Annotated in this window: 15 protein-coding genes; 8 read left to right on the top strand and 7 right to left on the bottom strand. The window is 72.1% G+C overall.

From position 1 onward, the window contains the following. The first annotated feature begins 18 nt into the window (after positions 1–18). The 4 genes from PP359_RS07030 to PP359_RS07015 all read left to right on the top strand — a co-directional run bounded on the left by PP359_RS07030 (position 19) and on the right by PP359_RS07015 (position 4,567). Positions 19–666: a VOC family protein gene (locus PP359_RS07030; RefSeq protein ID WP_036317384.1), complete on the top strand. Its 648-nt coding sequence runs from the start codon at positions 19–21 to the stop codon at positions 664–666. Then, on the top strand, positions 663–1,880 hold the full coding sequence (locus PP359_RS07025; RefSeq protein WP_499250186.1) for an amidohydrolase: 1,218 nt from the start codon (positions 663–665) through the stop codon (positions 1,878–1,880). Before PP359_RS07030 ends, PP359_RS07025 begins: the two co-directional genes overlap by 4 nt. A 63-nt stretch (positions 1,881–1,943) precedes the next feature. Further along, complete coding sequence (gene treZ / locus PP359_RS07020) at positions 1,944–3,686, top strand: malto-oligosyltrehalose trehalohydrolase (RefSeq protein ID WP_433720284.1); 1,743 nt, start codon at positions 1,944–1,946, stop codon at positions 3,684–3,686. A gap of 65 nt (positions 3,687–3,751) precedes the next feature. Further along, on the top strand, positions 3,752–4,567 hold the full coding sequence (locus tag PP359_RS07015; protein WP_499250185.1) for a TspO-related membrane protein: 816 nt from the start codon (positions 3,752–3,754) through the stop codon (positions 4,565–4,567). Between the two features lie 20 nt (positions 4,568–4,587). Here PP359_RS07015 and PP359_RS07010 read toward each other — a convergent pair whose 3' ends face one another. Genes PP359_RS07010 through PP359_RS07000 form a run of 3 tightly spaced genes read right to left on the bottom strand, consistent with a single transcriptional unit; the run spans position 4,588 to position 6,594 of the window. Further along, positions 4,588–5,313: a glutamine amidotransferase-related protein gene (locus tag PP359_RS07010; RefSeq protein ID WP_499250184.1), complete on the bottom strand. Its 726-nt coding sequence runs from the start codon at positions 5,311–5,313 to the stop codon at positions 4,588–4,590. A gap of 50 nt (positions 5,314–5,363) precedes the next feature. Further along, on the bottom strand, positions 5,364–6,152 hold the full coding sequence (locus tag PP359_RS07005; protein WP_499250183.1) for a substrate-binding domain-containing protein: 789 nt from the start codon (positions 6,150–6,152) through the stop codon (positions 5,364–5,366). Between the two features lie 34 nt (positions 6,153–6,186). Beyond that, the gene (locus PP359_RS07000; RefSeq protein WP_005050582.1) at positions 6,187–6,594 is read right to left on the bottom strand and encodes a UDP-3-O-(3-hydroxymyristoyl)glucosamine N-acyltransferase; all 408 of its coding nucleotides are present in this window, start codon (positions 6,592–6,594) and stop codon (positions 6,187–6,189) included. 98 nt (positions 6,595–6,692) lie between these two features. Here PP359_RS07000 and PP359_RS06995 point away from each other — a divergent pair, with 98 nt between their 5' ends. Then, on the top strand, positions 6,693–7,346 hold the full coding sequence (locus tag PP359_RS06995; RefSeq protein WP_499250182.1) for a YitT family protein: 654 nt from the start codon (positions 6,693–6,695) through the stop codon (positions 7,344–7,346). Positions 7,347–7,559: 213 nt separating this feature from the next. On the opposite strand, the gene PP359_RS06990 is transcribed toward PP359_RS06995, so the two are convergent. The 4 genes from PP359_RS06990 to PP359_RS06975 form a co-directional block, all read right to left on the bottom strand. Beyond that, complete coding sequence (locus PP359_RS06990) at positions 7,560–8,333, bottom strand: DNA-formamidopyrimidine glycosylase family protein (protein ID WP_112932384.1); 774 nt, start codon at positions 8,331–8,333, stop codon at positions 7,560–7,562. 33 nt (positions 8,334–8,366) lie between these two features. Continuing rightward, positions 8,367–13,208 carry an ATP-dependent helicase gene (locus PP359_RS06985; protein ID WP_499250181.1) on the bottom strand — a complete coding sequence of 1,614 codons (4,842 nt, stop codon included), beginning with the start codon at positions 13,206–13,208 and terminating at the stop codon, positions 8,367–8,369. 104 nt (positions 13,209–13,312) lie between these two features. Continuing rightward, entirely contained in the window at positions 13,313–14,986 is a 1,674-nt protein-coding gene (locus tag PP359_RS06980) for an ABC-F family ATP-binding cassette domain-containing protein (protein ID WP_499250180.1), read from the bottom strand. Between the two features lie 265 nt (positions 14,987–15,251). Further along, positions 15,252–15,905 carry an alpha/beta hydrolase gene (locus PP359_RS06975; RefSeq protein WP_039416722.1) on the bottom strand — a complete coding sequence of 218 codons (654 nt, stop codon included), beginning with the start codon at positions 15,903–15,905 and terminating at the stop codon, positions 15,252–15,254. Between the two features lie 94 nt (positions 15,906–15,999). On the opposite strand from PP359_RS06975, the gene PP359_RS06970 reads away from it, so the two are divergent. From PP359_RS06970 to PP359_RS06960, 3 genes are all read left to right on the top strand, one after another. Next, positions 16,000–16,668, top strand: coding sequence for an NUDIX hydrolase family protein (locus PP359_RS06970; RefSeq protein WP_378793833.1), 669 nt, complete (start codon positions 16,000–16,002; stop codon positions 16,666–16,668). 33 nt (positions 16,669–16,701) lie between these two features. After that, the gene (locus PP359_RS06965; RefSeq protein WP_378793835.1) at positions 16,702–17,523 is read left to right on the top strand and encodes an AlbA family DNA-binding domain-containing protein; all 822 of its coding nucleotides are present in this window, start codon (positions 16,702–16,704) and stop codon (positions 17,521–17,523) included. A gap of 110 nt (positions 17,524–17,633) precedes the next feature. Continuing rightward, positions 17,634–18,896 (top strand): hypothetical protein, encoded by a 1,263-nt coding sequence (locus tag PP359_RS06960; protein ID WP_499250179.1) that lies wholly within the window; start codon positions 17,634–17,636, stop codon positions 18,894–18,896. The last annotated feature ends 15 nt before the right edge of the window (positions 18,897–18,911 follow it).

Here is an 18,911-nt window from a genome sequence, read left to right as displayed (position 1 = left end):
CGACACCACGAGGACATCATGAGCATCCCCACCCTTCTCGACCACGTCGTCATCGCCGGTCCCGACCTCGCCGCGCTGGTCGACTGGTTCGCCGAGCGCACCGGCGTCGTCGCCGCACCCGGCGGCGCCCACCCGACCGGCACCGCCAACGCCCTCGTCGCGCTCACCGTCGACGGCCGCCGCGGACCGCAGTACATCGAGCTGATCGGTCCCAACCCAGCCCGCCCCGAGCCGGAGCTGCCGGAGACCTTCGGCATCTCGACGCTCACCGCGCCGAGCGTGCAGGCGTACGCGGTGCATCCCGCCGACATCGAGGCCACCGTGGCCACGGCGCGCGCGGGCGGCTACGACCCGGGAGACGTCAGCGACCTCTCCCGCCGCACGCCCGACGGCACCCTGCTGGAGTGGCGGCTCACGCGCGGCGAGAACCGTCGTATCGACGTCCCCTTCCTCATCGACTGGGGCACCACCGCGCAGCCCGGACTCAGCGACATCCCCACGATCGAGCTGATCTCGCTCGTTCGCACCGAGCCCGACCCCGCGCCGCTGCAGGCGATCCTGGCCGCCTACGGGCTGGGCGACGGCGTCGCGGAGGTCGTGGCGGGTGCGGAGTCGGGCTTCCGGCTGACGCTCCGCCGCGCCGACGGCGAGCTCGTCGAGCTGTGAGCGTCGACGCCGAGATCGCGGCGGCGGTCGAGCAGCTGCGCCCCGAGCTGGAGCGGCTCGCGCGCGAGCTGTACGACCAGCCCGAGATCGGCTTCGAGGAGCACGCGTCGGTCGCCCGCATCGCGGCGCTGCTGGCGGCGCACGGGGTGGATGCCGAGGTCGGAGCCTTCGGACTCGACACCGCCCTGCGGGCGAGCACGGCCGCGGCGGGCGCGGCATCCGGCCCGCACTTCGCGATCATCGCCGAGTACGACGCCCTGCCCGGCATCGGCCACGCCTGCGGGCACAACGTGATCGCGGCCGTCGCCGTGGGCGCATACCTCGCGGCCGCGCCGGTGGTCGCCGGCCTCGGTGGGCGGTTGTCGCTCATCGGCACCCCCGCTGAGGAGAACGGCGGCGGCAAGGAGCTCATCATCCGCGCCGGCGGCTTCGACGACGTGGATGCCGCGGGCATGGTGCACCCCTCGAGCGGATCGGGCACGAGCTCCGTGCTCGGCCAGCGCACGACGGGTGTGCGCCGCATTGCGGTGACCTACCACGGGCGGGCCGCGCACGCCGCGGGGGCGCCGTGGCTCGGCCGCAACGCGCTCGACGCCGTCGTGACGGCGTACCAGAGCATCGCGCAACTTCGCCAGCACATCCTGCCGACCGATCGCCTCCACGGCATCATCACCGACGGTGGCGCCGCGCCCAACATCGTGCCCGAGCGCGCCTCGGCGCTGTTCTACGTGCGCTCCGCCGACGTCGATCAGCTGCGGGAGCTCACCGATCGCGTCCTCGCCGTGCTCGAAGGCGCCGCTCTCGCCACCGGCACGCGTGCCGAGATCGACGTCGATCCCGTGCCTCCCTACCTGCCGCTGCAGACGAACACCGCGCTGACCTCGCGCTGGGTGGATGCGTTCGCCGCACGCGGGCACGAGGTTCCGCCGCCGGCCGCCCCGCCGCAGGGCGGGCCGTCGACCGACATGGGAAACGTCAGCCGGCTCGTTCCCTCGATCCATCCCTCGCTGGGGCTCGGCGGCCCCGACGACGTCTTCCCCCACAACGCGGCGTTCGCCGAGCTCACGGTGCTGCCCGCCGCCACGGACGCGCTCGTGGATGCCGCCGTCGCCCTCGCCGCCACGGCCGTGGCCTACGCGGCAGACCCCGAGCTGCGTGCCGCAGCGGCGGCGGAGTTCGCGGCATCCGGCGGCCCCTCCCGCTGGGAGGACTGAGCGTCGTAGCTCCATCGCGTCAAGGGGTCCGACGCGCGAGCCCGTGACGGGCAGGATGGTCGCATGACGATCGAGGTGTGGGCGCCGCGTGCGGCGCGGGTACGACTGCGGCGGCCGGGGCTCGACGACGTCGAGCTGACCGCGGGGGATGCCGGGTGGTGGGCGACTCCGCTCGCGCTGGCGCCCGGCGACGAGTACGGGTTCGTGCTCGACGACGGCGACGTGCGACCCGACCCGCGCTCCCGCCGCCAGCCGCGGGGCGTGCACGATCTGTCGGCGTGGGACGACCCGGCATCCTTCGCGTGGAGCGATCACGCCTGGACCGGACGTCAGCTCGCCGGGGGCGTGATCTACGAACTCCACGTCGGCACGTTCACGCCCGAGGGCACTTTGGATGCCGCGATCGGCCGCCTGCCGCACCTGGTCGAGTTGGGGGTCACGCACGTCGAGCTGCTGCCGGTCAACGGCTTCAACGGCACCCACAACTGGGGCTACGACGGCGTGCTCTGGTACACCGTGCAGGAGGACTACGGCGGCCCGGAGGCGTATCGTCGCTTCGTCGATGCGGCGCACGCCGCGGGGCTCGCGGTCGTGCAGGACGTGGTCTACAACCACCTCGGGCCCTCCGGCAACTACCTGCCCGAGTTCGGGCCCTACCTCCGCGACGGGCAGAGCAACGCGTGGGGCTCGAGCATCGACCTCGACCAGCGGGCGGTGCGCGACTACATCATCGACAATGCGCTGATGTGGCTCGGTGAGATGCACGTCGACGGTCTGCGCCTCGATGCCGTGCACGCGCTGCACGAGTCCGCATCGAGCCCGGTGCACATCCTGCAGGAGATCGCCGAGCGCGTCGACGCGCTGTCGGCGCACGTGGGGCGCCCGCTGAGCCTCATCGCGGAGAGCGATCTGAACGATCCGATCATGATCCTGCCGCGCGAGGCCGGAGGCTACGGACTGACCGCGCAGTGGGTGGACGATTGGCACCACGCCGTGCACGTCGCCCTCACCGGTGAGACGGAGGGCTACTACGCCGACTTCGCGGATCCGCAGGCGCTGCCCAAGACGTGGACGGGCGGCTTCTACCACGACGGCACGTTCTCCTCGTTCCGCGACCGCGACTGGGGCGCGCCGATTCCCGCGGCCGTGCCGTCGTGGCGCCTCGTCACCTTCGCCCAGGACCACGACCAGATCGGCAACCGGGCAGCCGGGGACCGCCTGAGCCAGTCGCTGACGTCGGCACGTCTGGACGTCGCGGCTGTGCTGACGATGACGGCGCCCGGCACCCCCATGCTGTTCATGGGCGAGGAGTGGGGGGCGTCCACGCCGTGGCAGTTCTTCACCTCGCACCCCGAGCCCGAGCTCGCCGCCGCGACCCGTGAGGGACGCAAAGCCGAGTTCGCCCGGATGGGGTGGGACGAGGCGCTCGTGCCCGACCCGAACGATCCGGCGACGTTCGAGCGGTCGAAGCTCGACTGGTCCGAACTCGACCAGCCGGCGCACGCGCGCCTGCTGTCGCTGTACCGCGCGCTGGCGCGACTGCGGGCGCGTCGGCCGGAGCTGACCGATCCCGACCACCGGGGCCATGCGGCCGAGAGCGTCGGCGACGGACGATGGATCCTTCACCGCGACACCGCGTCGGTGTACGTGAACCTCTCGCCCGAGCCGTGGACCGTCGAGCTCGCGGGCCGCGAGATCTGGCTCGCGACGACGGCCCACGAACAGCGCACGGATGCCGGACCCCTCGTGCTCTCGGCCGATTCCGCCGCCGTCGTCGGTGCGCGGGAGCAGGCGCCGTCGCTCTGATCCCGACGGCGCCGCACGTGTCAAGGGTCTGGCGCGCGACGGCATCCGTGCATACCTTCGATGGCATGGACGACTCGCGCCCGACCGGAACCGATCTTCTGCGCCAGATCGTGGTCATCTCCACGGTGGTCTTCATGATCATCGCCGCGATGGTGGGCACGGGGCTGTTCGGCGGCACCAATGTGCGTGAGCTGCAGGGCGGGGCGTTGGATGCCGATGCCACCGTGCTCGCGCCCGCGACGCCCGCCTTCTCGATCTGGTCGCTCGTCTACGTGCTGATCATCGCGTACACGATCTGGCAGGCGCTGCCGGGCCAGCGCGCGCGAGAGCGCCAGCGCCGGGCCGGCTGGTGGATCGCCGTCACCGCCGTGCTGAACGGCGCGTGGCTGTTGACGGCACAGTTCCTCACCCTTCCGCTGACCGTGCTCGCGATCGTGCTGCTCCTGGTGGCCTTGGGGGCGACGCTGCGCGTCCTCGTCCACACGCCGGCCGAGACGTGGAGCGATCGCCTGTTCATGGACGCGACCGTCGGCATCCATCTCGGGTGGGTGAGCCTGGCCACCGTCGCGAACATCACGGCGTGGCTGGCCGCTGAGGTCGTCGCGCCGATGGACGCCGACGCTCAGCAGCTCTGGGGGGTGATCGTGCTCGTGGTGGTCGCCCTCGTCGGCATCGCGATCGCGTTCGGCACCGGCGGGCGCATCACTCCGGCGCTCGCGATGTCGTGGGGGCTCGCGTGGATCGGTGTGGCGCGCAGCAGCGGTGAGCCGCACGCGCCGGCGGTCGCCACGGCCGCCTTCATCGTGGCCGCCGTCATCCTGATCGCCGCCGTCGCCGCTGCCCTGCGGCGTCGGGCGGTGGCCGCGACGATCGGCGACTGAACGGTGCGGGCGCGGCCCGCTCAGAACGTCTGTGAGAAGGCGCGGAGGATCCGCACCGGCTCGGTGAGAGACGCGGCGAGCACCCGCGCGGCGACGCGATCGAAGTCGTTCGCTGCGAAGTAGCCGTCGTCGCGGTAGACGGCCATGCGCTCGGTGAACGCCCGGCCGGTGGGTTCGGGGTGGAACTGGGTCGCGTAGAGCGTTTCGCCGAGCCGATAGGCCTGAACGGGGCAGGCGTCGTTGGTCGCCAGCAGCACGGCGCCCTCGGGGAGGCGCCCGATGCCTTCCTTGTGCGCCGTCAGTGCCGCGAACGTCGACGCGAGACCCCCGAAGAGGCGATCCTGCTGGGCGTCCGCGGTCAGTGTGACCGTGGTCGTTCCGGTGTCCTCCGGGTACGCCCGGGTCACCTCGCCGCCGAGCGCGCGCGTCGCGACGCCGATGCCGTAGCACGTGAACAGTGCGGCGGTCTCGCCGGATGCCGCGGCCTGCGCCAGGTGGGCGAGGTCGCCCTCCAGGCGCCGCTGCGCATCGGTCTTGGCCGACTCGGGATCGGTCACGTTGAAGGGACTGCCGCCCACGACGGCACCGCGCCAGCGTCGGGCCGCGTCGGCGGGCCACGGGTCGCGCACGAGATCCCAGCGTTCCAACTCGTTCTCGTCCAGGCGCATCGCCTGACGGAATGATTCGTACTCGGCCGCTGCCGCACCCTGCTGCGGGCGGGCGCACACGTAGACGAGGGGAGACATGTCGAGAGTCTAGGCGGGCGTGCTTCGAGGGGGCAGGTGTGTGACGTCGCTCACCGCGACGAGTTGGCGGTCCGCCCGCGGACGATGCCGATGAAGGTCTCGACGAACGCAGCGGCCGTGGCGTCCGGTCCCGTCGCCGGAGCGGCCGCCCACGCCAGAGCGATGTTCGAGGTCGGTCCGTCGGTGAGCGGGCGGTGCGCGGCATCCTTCCGGTGGTGCAGCCGCGCCAGCGACATGGGGACGATCACGATTCCCGCGCCGGATGCTGCGATCGCGATGGCGTCGGCGACGGTGTCCGGCGCAGCGAAGCGAGGGGTCTCGCCGCCTGGCACCTCGAGCTCCAGGGGCGGATGCTGCGGAACGATGATCACCTCTCCGCTCAGATCGGCGAGGGTCAGCTCGTCCGCGGCGGTGAGATGGGAGTCGGCCGCGCAGACGACGACGGGCACTTCGTCGTACAGACGGATGACGTGCAGGTCGGTGCGATCGATCGGCAGACGCACGAGAGCCGCGTCGACCGTGGCCGTCGTCAGTGCCTGCCGTTGGTCGGCGATGCTCAACGGCGCGAGCTCGAGGGCTACGTGCGGCATCCGCTCACGCCAGGTGCCGATCCATTTTCCCGGAGTGGCGCCTTCGATCGCGCCGAGGCGGAAGCGGCCGCGCGTAGGTTCGGGCGCCGTCGACGTTGCCGGTTTCGGGCTCGCGCCCTTCGGCGCCTCACCGGTGCCGGCAGCGCCCTTCTTCGTCCCATTCTTCTGCGGCGAGCGGCGAGCGGATGCCGAGGGGCGCGCGGGCCTGCCGGGTCGCCCGCCCGTTCCTCCCGTTCCGCGTCCGGCCATGCAGGCCAGCGTATCCCGACGAGGGTGAGAGAGCTCAGGCGGCCAGGCGAAGGCCTCGGCGATCCGTGGCGACGCGCTCGCCGTCGGCGATCTGCTCATCGTCGCCGATGAGCGATCCGCCCGCCACGCGCGCGTGCGCGCCGACCACGGTGCGAACGCCGATCTTGGCGCGAGGGCCGATCGCGGCGCCCGATCCGATGTGCGCGTGCGGGGCGATCTCCACGTCCGGCCCGATCACGGCATCCGGTTCGATCCACGCGCCGCGGCCGATGTGAGCACCCGCGGCGATCTGCGCGCCCGGTTCGACATACGCGCCCGCTTCGACCAGCGCCGAGGCGTGCACCTTCGCGCCGTTGGCGATCAGGCCGCGGCCGTTGACGTGCTTGCGATAGCGCAGCGTCTGCCCACGCTCGTCTTCGATGTCGATGTAGTTCTTACCCACGAATCCCTCCTGGTATCCGCAACGGTGGCGACCGTCGGATCATTCCCACGGCCGGTCCGATGACGCCGAGTCGCACGCGGCTTGCGAAGATGGATGCCGTGACCATCCCCGCGGACCCCGACCCGACGACCGGTCCCACCCTTGTCTTCGAAGCCAAGACCCAAGATCACTCGGTCGCGGAGGACATTCTCGGCATCCTCACAGGAACGTTCCTGGTCTCCCTGGGGCTGCACCTGCTGCACGCGGCCGGGGCGGTCACGGGCGGCACCGCCGGTCTCTCGCTGCTACTGGGGTATGCCACGGGGTGGCCCTTCTGGATCCTGTTCGCCGCCGTCAACCTGCCGTTCGCGCTGCTCGCCGTGTGGCGGCGCGGCTGGGACTTCACGATCCGCACGATCGTCTGCATCGCACTGGTCTCCGGGCTCGCCCCGCTGCACGACGCGCTCTTCCCGATCAGCGGTCTCCAGCCGCTGTACGGCACCCTCGCGGGCAACCTGCTCGCCGGTGTCGGGGTACTGATCCTCTTCCGTCACCGCGGCAGCGTCGGCGGCATCAACATCGTCGGCCTCGAGATCCAGGACCGCACCGGTTTCCGCGCGGGGTGGACCATGATGATCTTCGACGTGCTGATCGTGGCGCTGGCGCTGCTGGTGGTCCCCTGGCCGAACGTGGTGATGAGCGCCGTCGGCGCGATCCTCCTCAACCTCGTGCTCGCCCTCAACCACCGTCCGGGCCGCTACCTCGGCCGCTGACACCGCGACATCTTCCGTCGCCGCCGGGCCGGCGTGCGCCGCGTGGCTGGTGGCCCGCGCCGCACCGGATGCGGAGTCTGGCAACGGATGCGGAGGAGCGGATGCCGCGGCATCCGATTCTGTTGCGCTGATCCGATTCTGTTGCGGCGCGCTGGCAGGCGCCGACGTGGTGGCCGTGCCGCCGGGCTGGCGGCGCGAGGCGAGTGGTCGCGGTCAGCTCTGGCAGCGGGGGCACCAGAACACGATGCGCTCGCTGGTCTGCGTGGCACCCAGCTCGGTGCGGCGGATCGGCGTGCCGCAGCGCAGGCACGGCTTGCGCTCTCGGCGGTAGACCCAGTTCTGCCGACCGGGACGGGTGTCACCGGTGAACGTCCGCGACGCGCGATCGCGGTTGGCGCGGATCATCCGCGCGGCCGTCTCGACGAGCCCGGCTGCATCCACGGCGGCGGCCGGCGTGGTGGGAAGGATGCCGCGGACGAACAGCAGCTCGTTGGCGTACTCGTTTCCCAATCCGGCAAGGTTGCGCTGATCGAGGATCGCGACGTGAACGGCCCGCTCGTCGGCGAGGATGCGCCGTGCCGCCTCCTCGGCGTCCCAATCCGGGCCGAGCAGATCGGGACCGAGGTGGCCGACCAGCTGGTCCTCGTCGGCGGTGGCGACGAGGTCGACCATCGCGATCTCGAAGCCCACGGCATCGACGGCCGCGGTGCCGACGATCGCGCGGGCCTGGTAGGCCGGAGCCCGCCAGCGTTCGCCGCGCCCGAACACCATCCAGCGCCCTTCCATCTTCAGATGCGAGTGCAGGGTGAACCCGCCGATGCGCATCAGCAGATGCTTGCCCCGCGGCACGACCTCGTGCACCACCTCGCCGGTCAGATCGGCCGTGGCGTGGCGTGGCACGCGCAGGTCGAACCGGACGACCTCGGCACCGGCGAGCGCCTCGTGCAACCGTCGCGCCGTGCGGAAGACGGTGTCGCCCTCAGGCATGAGCGGCTCCCGACGAGCGCGCGGGCAGCCGCCTCATCGCTGCCGTCGCAGGGTGAGGCCACGGCTGGACTCGACGAAGCCTGCGCTCTGCAGGGCGCGCCCGGACGCGGTGCCGTAGACGAACGCTCCGGACACCTGCTCGACCGTGAGCGTGTCGAGGCGATGGGTGCGCGCCGTGGCCACCAGGCTCGCGGCAGCGGCGGCCAGCACCTCGTCGCCGTCGCTGAACACGAGCGCCGACCGGCCGCCGCGTTCGAGGTAGAACACCAGCTCGCCGTCGACCAGCGTGACGAGTCCGCCGGCTTTGCGCCCGGGACGATGCGAGACGCCGTCGAGCGCCGGCCAGGCCAGTGCGGCGCCGTACGGGTTCGCCGGGTCGGTCGCCGCGAGCGTGACGGCGCGACGCGGCGGCGGGTCGGCGAGAGCGGCGTACTCACGGAGGCGATCGACGGTGGCGGATGCCGCGAACTGCGCAGCCCCGAGCTTCTCGATGAAGTAGCCGCGGCGGCAGTGCCCGGCATCCTCGAATCCGGCGAGCACGCGGTAGGCCTGCGCAAACCCTCCGGGGACGCCCTCGGCCTGCACGCTGCCGCGCGTCACGACGCCGTAGCGCTCCAGGAGCAGGCTCGCCGAGGCCGTCGCCCGCAGCGCACCATCGGCAGACGGCTCGGGCAGCAGCGACCATCGTCCGCCGGCCATCGGCGCGCGCGGTGCGGTGGTGCGCGTGGCGGCCAGGGTCGTGGGGATGGAGGTCCCCCGGAACATGCGGGCGCGGGGAGCACGTCTCGCGGTGCGATGCGCCTGCGAGCCTCCGGCGAGCAGACCGCGAACGGGCGCGAAGGTGTCGTTGGTCACCCGTCCCGTCCAGGCGAGGTTCCAGAGCGCATCGATGACCGCCTGCTCGCTGGTCGCCTGCGTCATCGCTGCCAGCTGGCTGGCGAAGAACGCGCCGCCGGCGCGGAGGGCGTCGATGATGCGCTGCTCCGTGTCGGAGGGTGCCTCCGGGTCTTCCGCCGGGGTGAGGGTGAGGGCCACGGTGTCGGCGGGGTGAAGGGCGATCCACCCGTCGCGGCCGGGCAACGAGCCGTGACCCGACCAGACGACGTCGCCGGTCGAGGTGAGCTCGTCGAGCATCGCCGGTGTGTAGTCGCTCACCCGCAGCGGCAGGATCAACGACTCCCACGCGCTGCCGGGAAGCGGTACGCCCGCGAGCTGCTCGATGACGGCGAGGACGCCGTCGACACCCTCGAGCGGGCGTCCGCCGGCCGCGCCGGCGATGTGCTGCCAGGCGGGGAGGAAGCGGGCGTACGAGGCCGGCGTCACGGGTTCGACGGTGCCGCGGATCGCGGCGAGCGAGCGCAGGCGCAGACGTCGCAGCACCTCGCTGTCGCACCATTCCAGGTCGTCGATGCCGGCGCGGGAACCGCCCTCGTCGTCGGTCATCGATCGCGGGGCGGCCCCCTCGGGCAGGAAGAAGCCGCTCGCCACGCGCCCTTGCGACTCCAGTCGTTGCAGCGTCTGGCGGGCGACGGCGCCGCCGACGCCGAGCCGCCGTGCGACATCGGCCGTGCGGAACGGGCCGTGGGTGCGCGCGTAGCGCGCGACGAGGTCGGCGAGGGGGTCGGCGACGGGCTCGAGGAAGGCGAGCGGAATGCCGACGGGCAGCGCGGCGCCCAGAGCATCGCGGAGCCGCCCGGCGTCCTCGATGGCCGCGACCCGCTCGACACCGCCGACACTCACACGGATCGCCCGACGTGCCGCGACGAGCTGATCGAGGAAAGCGGATGCCGCGCCGTGCGCGCCCGCGTCGCTCTCGGCATCCGTCGGGGACGGTGCCACACCCGCAGACGCGTCCTGCGACTGCGCAGCCGGTGGGGCCAGTCGCGCCGCGACCTCGATCGCGTCGAGCGGTCCGAGAAGGCGCAGCAGGTCGGCGACGCCCTCCAGCCCGCGCACGCGCCGCGACGGGTCCAGCCGCTGTGCCTCGCGTTCGAACTGCGCGATCACGGCCGGGTCGAGCAACTCGCGCATCTCGACCTTGCCGAGCAGCTCGCCGAGCAGGGCGGGGTCGACCGACAGAGCGGCCGCGCGACGCTCGGCGAGGGGCGAGTCGCCCTCGTACATGAAGGCGCCGACGTAGCCGAACAGCAGATCGCGGGCGAACGGCGAGGGGGTGCTCGTGGTGGTCTCGACCAGCCGGATCCGGCGGTCGCCGATGGAGCGGGCGATGCGCAGCAGCGCAGGGAGGTCGTAGACGTCCTGGAGGACTTCGCGCAGCGTCTCGAGGATGATCGGGAACGTCGGGTGGTTCTTGGCCACCTCCAGCAGCTGGGCCGACTTCTGGCGCTGCTGCCACAGCGGCGACCTCTTGTTCGGGTTCAGACGGGGCAGCAGCAGCGCGCGTGCGGCGCACTCGCGGAACCGGGAGGCGAACAGCGCCGAGCCGCCGACCTCGTCGGTGACGAGTTGTTCGAGCTCGTCCGGCTCGAAGACGAACAGCTCTGCGCCGGGCGGCTCGCTCTCGGCATCCGGCACCCGCGCGATGATGCCGTCGTCGCTGGCGACCGCCGAGCCCTCGACGCCCAGCCGCTCCCGGATGCGCGCATTGACGGCCAGCGCCCACGGGGCGTGGACATGCATGCCGTACGGGGAATGCAAGATGATCCGCCAGTCGCCGACCTCGTCGCGCGAGCGCTCGACGGTCAGCGTGCGGTCGGTCGGGAGGCTTCCGGTGGCCTCCTTCTGCTCGTCGAGATAGGCCAGCAGGTTGCCGATCGCGTTGTCGTCGAGGCCCGATTCCCGCAGACGCGCCGTCGCCTTCTCGGCATCCGCTCCCGCCACCTCACGCGAGAAACGGCCGAGGGCTTCGCCCAGCTCGGCGGGCCGGCCGAGCCCGTCGCCGTGCCAGAACGGCAGCTTTCCCGACTGACCGAACGCGGGCAGGACGTTGACGCGGTCGTGCGTGATCTCCACGATGCGCCAGCTCGTCGTGCCGAGCGTGAACACGTCGTTCACGCGCGACTCGTAGACCATCTCCTCGTCGAGCTCGCCCACCCGGGCGTTTCGCGTCTCGCCGGCGACGAAGACGCCGAACAGGCCGCGGTCGGGGATCGTGCCGCCACTCGTCACGGCCACGCGCTGGGCACCGGGGCGAGCCGTGAGCGTGCCGTGATCGCGGTCCCAGACGACGCGGGGACGCAGTTCGGCGAACTCGTCGGACGGGTACTTGCCGGCCAGCAGGTCGAGCGTCGCTTCGTAGGCCGAGCGGGGCAGCGTGCGAAAGGGCGCCGAGCGCCGCACCGTCTCGAACCAGCCCTCGACGTCCACCGGCCCGACGGCGCACGCGGCGATCGTCTGCTGCGCGAGGATGTCGAGCGGATTCTGCGGCACGCTGATCGCCTCGATCTGGCCCGCGAGCATGCGTTCGGTCACCACCGCGGTGTGGAGGACATCGCCGCGGTGCTTGGGGAACAGTGCGGCCCGGCTCACCTCGCCCACCTGATGGCCCGCCCGTCCGACACGCTGGAGTCCCGAGGCGGCGGACGGCGGAGCCTCGACCTGGATCACCAGATCGACGTCGCCCATGTCGATGCCGAGCTCCAGCGAACTCGTCGCGACGACGCAGCGCAGGATGCCGCGCTTCAGTTCGTCTTCGACCTGGGCGCGCTGCTCCTTCGACACCGAGCCGTGGTGGGCCTTCGCCAGCTCCGGCGGGGCTCCGGCGCTCGCTCCCGCCTGGGCCATCGTGGCGGCCGGAACCGTCTGCCCGGGCAGATCGAGCCCGAGCCGCTCCGCGTAGATCTCGTTGAGGCGCCCCGTGAGGCGCTCGGCGAGACGCCGCGAGTTCGCGAACACGATCGTCGAGCGATGCGCCAGGACGCGGTCGACGATGGCCTCCTCCACGTGCGGCCAGACCGAGCCGGTGACCTCGGACGGCTGCGACGGCGTGAACCAGTCGCCGTCGCCCTCGGCATCCGCCGCCGCCTCCGCGTCGGGATCGGTCCGCTCCGGCGGTGGGGGAGGGTTGAGCATGTCGCTCATCGGCACCACGACGCGCAGATCGAACGCCTTCGTCGCACGCGGGGCGACGATCTCGACCGGCGCGGAGCCACCGAGGAAGCGCGCCACCTCGTCAATGGGGCGCACGGTGGCCGAGAGCCCCACGCGTTGCGCGGGCGCGCGCTCGGGGTCGTCGCCGCGACGCAGCGCGTCGAGTCGTTCGAGGCTGACGGCCAAGTGAGCGCCGCGCTTGGTCGCCGCGACCGCGTGCACTTCGTCGACGATCACCGTGTGCACGTCGCGCAAGGTCGCCGCCGCCTGCGACGTGAGCATCAGATACAGCGACTCGGGCGTGGTGATGAGGATGTCGGGCGGGTCAGTGACGAGTCGGCGGCGATCGGCGGCCGGAGTGTCTCCCGAGCGCACGCCGACGGTGACCTCGGGGAGCGGGATGCCGAGGCGCCTCGCCGCCTGCCCGATTCCCACCAACGGCGAGCGGAGGTTGCGCTCGACGTCGACGCCGAGCGCCTTGAGCGGAGAGATGTAGAGGATGCGCGTGCCGGCGGCATCCTTCTTCCTCGCCGCCTTCTTCCGGGAGCCAGGGGGCTGCTGTGCGGCAGCGGGCTTCTTGGGCGCAGCGGGGTCTTCCGCCGCCTCGGACGCTCGCGGCGCCGGAGCCTTCTCACGGAAGACGCGGTCGATGGCCCAGAGGAACGCCGAGAGGGTCTTGCCCGAGCCGGTGGGAGCCACGACGAGGGCGTGCTTGCCGGCGGAGATCGCCTCCCACGCCCCCGCCTGAGCGCTCGTGGGCTGGGCGAAGGCGCCGCGGAACCAGTCCTGGGTCGCAGGACCGAACCGCTCGAGCACATCGGCCATCGCTCCATCATCGCGCGGACCTCCGACACGCGGGGTCGCGCTCGCGCGCGGCGAACACCGACGCGTCGGGGCGGCGGAGCGCGCCCGCCGCCCCGAGGGCCGGATCAGCCGGACGCGACCTCGGTCAGCACCCCATCTCGCAGCTCGAGCACGAGGTCGGGATCGATCCTCCCGAGGAAGCCGTCGTCGTGGCTGACCACGACGACGGCGCCGCGGAACGCCGACAGCGCGGCGACGAGCTGGTCGACCGTGTCGAGATCGAGGTTGTTCGTCGGCTCGTCGAGCACCAGCAGCTGCGGTGCCGGCTCGGCCATCACGAGGCATGCCAGCGCGAGGCGGAAGCGCTCACCGCCCGACAGCGCCGACACCGGGCGCAGCACCGTGGCCCCGCGGAGCAGGAACCGTGCGAGACGGTTGCGCAGCTCGACGTCGCCGACGCCGGGTGCGGCGCGGCGCAGGTTCTCCAGCGGCGTCGCCTCCTCATCCAGTCGGTCGATCCGCTGCGACAGGTATCCGACGCGGTCGGTGTGGGCGGTCGCGTGTGCAGGACTCCGCCTGGGCGGGCCCTCCGGGCCGCCGACACCGCCGCCGGCAGCATTTGAGGCGGAGTTGTGCACGTCGTCGGGCTCCGACGACACCGAGCCACTCGAGACGAGCCGTTCGAGGAGGGTCGTCTTGCCTGCTCCGTTCGGACCGATCAGCGCGACCCGCTCCGGGCCCTGGATGACCCACGACCGCTCGCCGTCACCGATCGTCGCGATCCGCCGGCCCGCGGCGACGCCGGGGTCGGGGAGGTCGATGTGCACCGACTCGTCGTCGCGCACGCGACGTTCGGCGGCGTCGAGCACGGCTCTCGCCTCCATCTCCTTGTCGCGCGCCTCGATGCGAAGCCGCCCGGCGGACACCTGTGCCGAGCGCTTGCGGGCTCCCATGATGATCTTCGGCACGCGCTTCTCTGCGTACGCCTTGTTGCCCACCGCCGTCCGGGTGGCCAGCACCTGGTCCTGGTGGATGCGGTCGCGCTTCTCGCGTCGTACCTGTTGGCGAGCGGCGGACTCGGCCTGCCGTGCGGCGGCCTGTTCCTCCTCATGGGCTGCGCGCCACGCGGAGTACGGACCGCCGAACGTCGTCAGCGCACTGCCGTAGAGCTCGGTCGTCTCGTCCATCTGCTCGAGCAGTGCCGTGTCGTGGCTCACGACGATGAGCGTGCCCCGCCAGCTCCGTACGAGCTCGTGTACCCGCGCCCGCGCATCGCGGTCGAGATTGTTGGTGGGCTCGTCCAGCAGCGCGATGGGCGCACCGCGTAGCCGCACTCCGACCAGCGCCGCGAGCACGGCTTCGCCGCCGGAGAGGGCGTGGACGCGTCTGTCGAGCGCGTCGGCGGGCAGGCCCGCTTCGGCGAGCGCGGCCTGGGCCCGCGCTTCCACGTCCCAGTCGTCGCCGACGGCATCGAAGTGACGCTGGTCGACGTCGCCGGAGGCGATGGCGCGCACGGCATCCAGGGACGTGTCGACGCCCAGCAGAGCGGCGACGCGGGTGTCTTCGGGGACTCGCTGGGGCATCACATCGACGGTGCCGCTGCGAAAGACGGTGCCGGATGCCGGGACGCGGGTGCCCGCGATGAGGCCGAGCAGCGTGGACTTGCCGGCGCCGTTGCGTCCGATGAGTCCGGTGCGCACATCGGAGAAGGCTCCGGAGACGCTGTCGAGAGCGACGGTGCCGTCCGGCCAGGTGAAGGTGACGCGGTCGAGCACGACCGCGGGAGAAGCGTGGGGCATGGGTGCCTCCTGTCGGTGACGGGAACAGTGTCGGAGCGCGGGCGCGCACGACACCGTTCCCGGGACGGCGGGAGGGGGTCGACGGCCGGCGCGGATAAGGATGCGCCGACGCGTCGAAGAACCCGGGTTCCGAAGAGGGACGGAGGGATCGACGGCTCAGCGCGCAATCACAGCGCGGCGTCGAAACCCTTCAACGGTCTTCCTCACGGTCGGGACAGGAACGCCGACAGCCTAACGCACCCGCCCTCCGAAGGCCACAGCCGGCTCAGCCCTCGGCGGCGGCGAGCTGCTTCTCGAGGAAGACGCGGACGTCGTCGAGCTCCTCCTGCGACACGCTGTGGGTCAGCCCGGCATAGACGCGACCGCTCAAGGTCGCGTGCTCCGGCAGCCACTGCACCGTGTGGGCCACCGCGGCCGGCGGAATGACCTCGTCGCGGGCGCCCCGTCCCCAGAAGACCGGCGGGCGGCGTTCGGCGAGCGTCCCGTCGCCCGGAAGGGGGGTCGGGTCCGCATAGCCGGCGAGGTTCACGACGAACGCGAACCGTTCGGGGCGCAGGCGCAGGGCCTGCAGAGCGACCGCGGCGCCCTGGGAGAAACCGAGGATGCCGATCGTCTCGGCATCCGTCGTCCGATCGAGCCACGCGATCAGGGCGTCGGCGGCGTCCGTCACTGCGGTGCTCGAGCGTCCGTCGAGTCCCTCGATCGGGTACCACGACCAGCCGGGGGCGGGAAACGGCGGAGCCAACGGCGCGCGGACGGCGGCCAGCACGAACGCGTCGGGCAGGAACGGAGCGAGCCCGAACAGGTCGCGCTCGTCCGAGCCGTAGCCGTGCAGGAGCAGCAGCACGGGTCTGCCGCTGCGCGCCTCGGGGCCTTCGGACCAGAGGACGGCCCCGTCGTCGATCGCGATCGCGCTCATCACCCCATCCTCGCAGGATGTGTCGACGCTCGCGTCGTCGCCCGGCCGACGCCGCGGACGCGCCATGGGCGGCGGTGCGGGTATACATGGAGGCATGGCCGTTCGCACCCCCGACCCCGATCCGAACGAACGCGACGACGACGGGACCCCTCGCGACCCGCTGCGCGGCTTCGGGGCAGGGGGCGGTCGTCCCGGGCACCCCCTCGGCGACGGCACGTTCGGCTCGCCGGCTCCGGAAAGCGCCGGAAACCCCGGCTGGTTGAGCGACGTCGAGCTCGCCGAGGCCCGTCGACGGCTGCCGATCCTCTACGTCGAGGCGGTGCCGGTGCGCACGGACGGCGTGGGTGCGGTGACGCAGGTCGGCGTGCTGCTGAGGGCGACGCCGCTGGGGGAGATCACCCGGTCGATCGTGTCGGGGCGGGTGCGCTATGGCGAGACGGTGCGCGACGCCCTCTTCCGTCATCTCGAGAACGACCTCGGTCCGATGGCGTTCCCGCAGCTCCCGCCGCAACCGGTGCCGTTCACGGTGGCCGAGTACTTCCCCCTGCCCGGGGTCAGCGCCTTCCACGACGACCGTCAGCATGCGGTGTCGCTGGCGTTCGTCATCCCGGTCACCGGGACGTGCGAGCCGCGCCAGGATGCCCTGGAGGTCACGTGGATGACCCCCGAGGAGGCGTCGTCCGACGCCCTGGCCGCCGAGATGGAGGGCGGGCGCTCGACGCTCATCCGTCTGGCTCTCGCCAGCGTCGGCGCGCTGCGCTGACCGCCCCGCCGCCGAACCGACTCTCGAACCCAGGTGATCACCGTGCCCCGCAGTGAGATGCTCGTCGAGGTCGCCGGCGCGCTGCCGCTGGCGCTGCTGCTGTCGTTCGTGATCGCCTGGGTGCTGCGTCGCCTGTTCGGTGCCCGGCTCTCCCTGCCGCTGTCGGTCATGACGATCGTGTCGCTGCTGGGAGTGAGCCTGGGGCTCTTCCTGGCGGGGTGGTTCTTCGTCGGGCTGAGGCTGTGGATGCCGACCGCACTGCTGCTGGCGGTCGGCAGCAGCCTCGGGCTGTCGTTCCTCGTCGCCGGCGTGGCGGCGCTGCTGCGCCGCGACGGGGCCATCGACGTCGCCGCGCTCCTGGAGAAGGGCGAGAGCGACCGTGTCGAGTTCAAGGAGACCGCGCGCTGGAACGTCCGTGACGACAAGAAGGACGCGCGGATGGAGCAGGTGGTCGCGAAGACCGTCGCCGCCTTCCTCAACAGTTCCGGGGGAACACTGCTCATCGGCGTCGACGACGACGGCCGCGTGCATGGTCTCGATCGCGACTTCGCGACCCTCCGCACCCCCGACGCCGACCGGTTCGAGCTCTGGCTGCGCGACATGCTGACGGCGAGTCTCGGAAAGAACGCCGCCGCCATGCCTCGTATCCGTTTCGCCGAGGTCGACGGCGCCACGGTCTGCGCCGTACGCTGCCCGCGAGCGCCCGAGCCCGTCTTCGTCGCCCAGGGCGGCGGCACCGAGTTGTGGGTGCGGGTCGGCAACTCGACCCGCGCGTTCGGCGTCGACGAAGCCGTGACCTACGTCGCCCGGCACTTCCGGCCCACCCTCACCGATCTTCTCCTCGGACGTCGCTGACGACGACACCGTGACGATCGGCTTCTCCGATATCATTCGCGTGCCGGCACGCCCGAGTCGGTGACATGCCGCCGCGCCCGCCGGGGCGGGCGCCGCTTCGGAGTGTTGCCATGACCGACCGCCACGAATCCGACCAGTCCGCCTTCGACGACCTCATGTCGGGGTCGCACGAGTCCCGATCCGACGGGGACGCGGCGTCGTTTCCCACCGTCTTCCGCGGCTACGACCGCGCCGCCGTGGATGCCGCGCTCGTGGCGTTGATGGCCGACGCCGACGCCCGCCGCGCCGACGCCGACGCGCTCACCCGTCAGCTCGAGACCGCGCAGCAGCAGGAGCACGAGCGCACCGACGAGCTCGCGCGGCTCCAGGCGCGCGTCGCGCAGCTGGAGAGCGACCTCGCGGTGCAGTCCGCGCGTGCCGACAACGCAGAGGACAAGGTGCAGACCCTCTCGGCGGAGTTCGTGAGCTCCGCCGCGGAGTCCTCCCACGAACGCGAGCGGTTCGAGGACGTGCTGCGGGTCGCGGAGGACCAGGCATCCGTCATCATCAAGAACGCGAGCGTGCAGGCGGAGCGTCTTCTCCAGGCCGCCCGCGAGGAGATCGCCGCGCAGCGCGCAGCGGCTCACGCCGATATCGAGACGGTGCGCGCCCAGGCGGCGACGGATGCCGCACAGGCGAGACTGACGATCGATACCGAGCTGACGGCGCACACCGCCCAGCTCGAGCGCGAAGCGGCGCACGCCGCCGAAAAGGTCGCCCAGGCGGAACAGGAGGCCGCCGCCATCCGCACCGAAGCCGAGAAGGGCGCCGCGGCCCTGCGTGCTCTCGTCTCGCGCGAGACGGAGCAGCTCCGCGCGGAGGCGGAGGACGCGGTGCGCGAGCAGCGCCTGCGCGCACTCGAGTTCGAGGAGGCCCTGAGCCGCCGGCAGGACGATGCCCAGCAGGAGTTCCTGATGCTGCACAACCAGGCCGTCGCGCACGCCGAGCGCATCACGCAGGACGCCAACGACCAGGTCGCCGCATCGCTGGAGCACGCGCAGCGCATCACGGCGAAGGCCGACGACTTCGACAAGCTCATGCGCGCTCAGGCTCAGCAGCACGAGGCCGACGCCCGGCTGCGGTCGCGCGAGATCCTGGATCGCGCGAGCGTCAAGGCGCAGAAGATCATCGACACCGTCACCGGGCATTCGCAGAGCGTGCTGCGCGACGCCGAAGACCGCGCGCGGGCGCTGCGCTGGCAGCAGCAGCAGTTGACGAGCTTCATGTCCGAGGTCAAGGAGCTGCTGCGCACCGAGGTGGCGGCGGCCGACGGCGCCGAGGCCGCGTCGGTACCCGGTGCCGAGGAGATCGACGACGATCACGCGCCGCAGTGATCGCCGATCGGTGAC

The organism is Sphingomonas sp. BLCC-B65, from assembly GCF_028550675.1.
Taxonomy (GTDB): Bacteria; Actinomycetota; Actinomycetes; order Actinomycetales; family Microbacteriaceae; genus Microbacterium.
The sequence above is the reverse complement of the archived record's forward strand: the minus strand, read 5'-3'. Positions and strand labels throughout refer to the sequence as shown.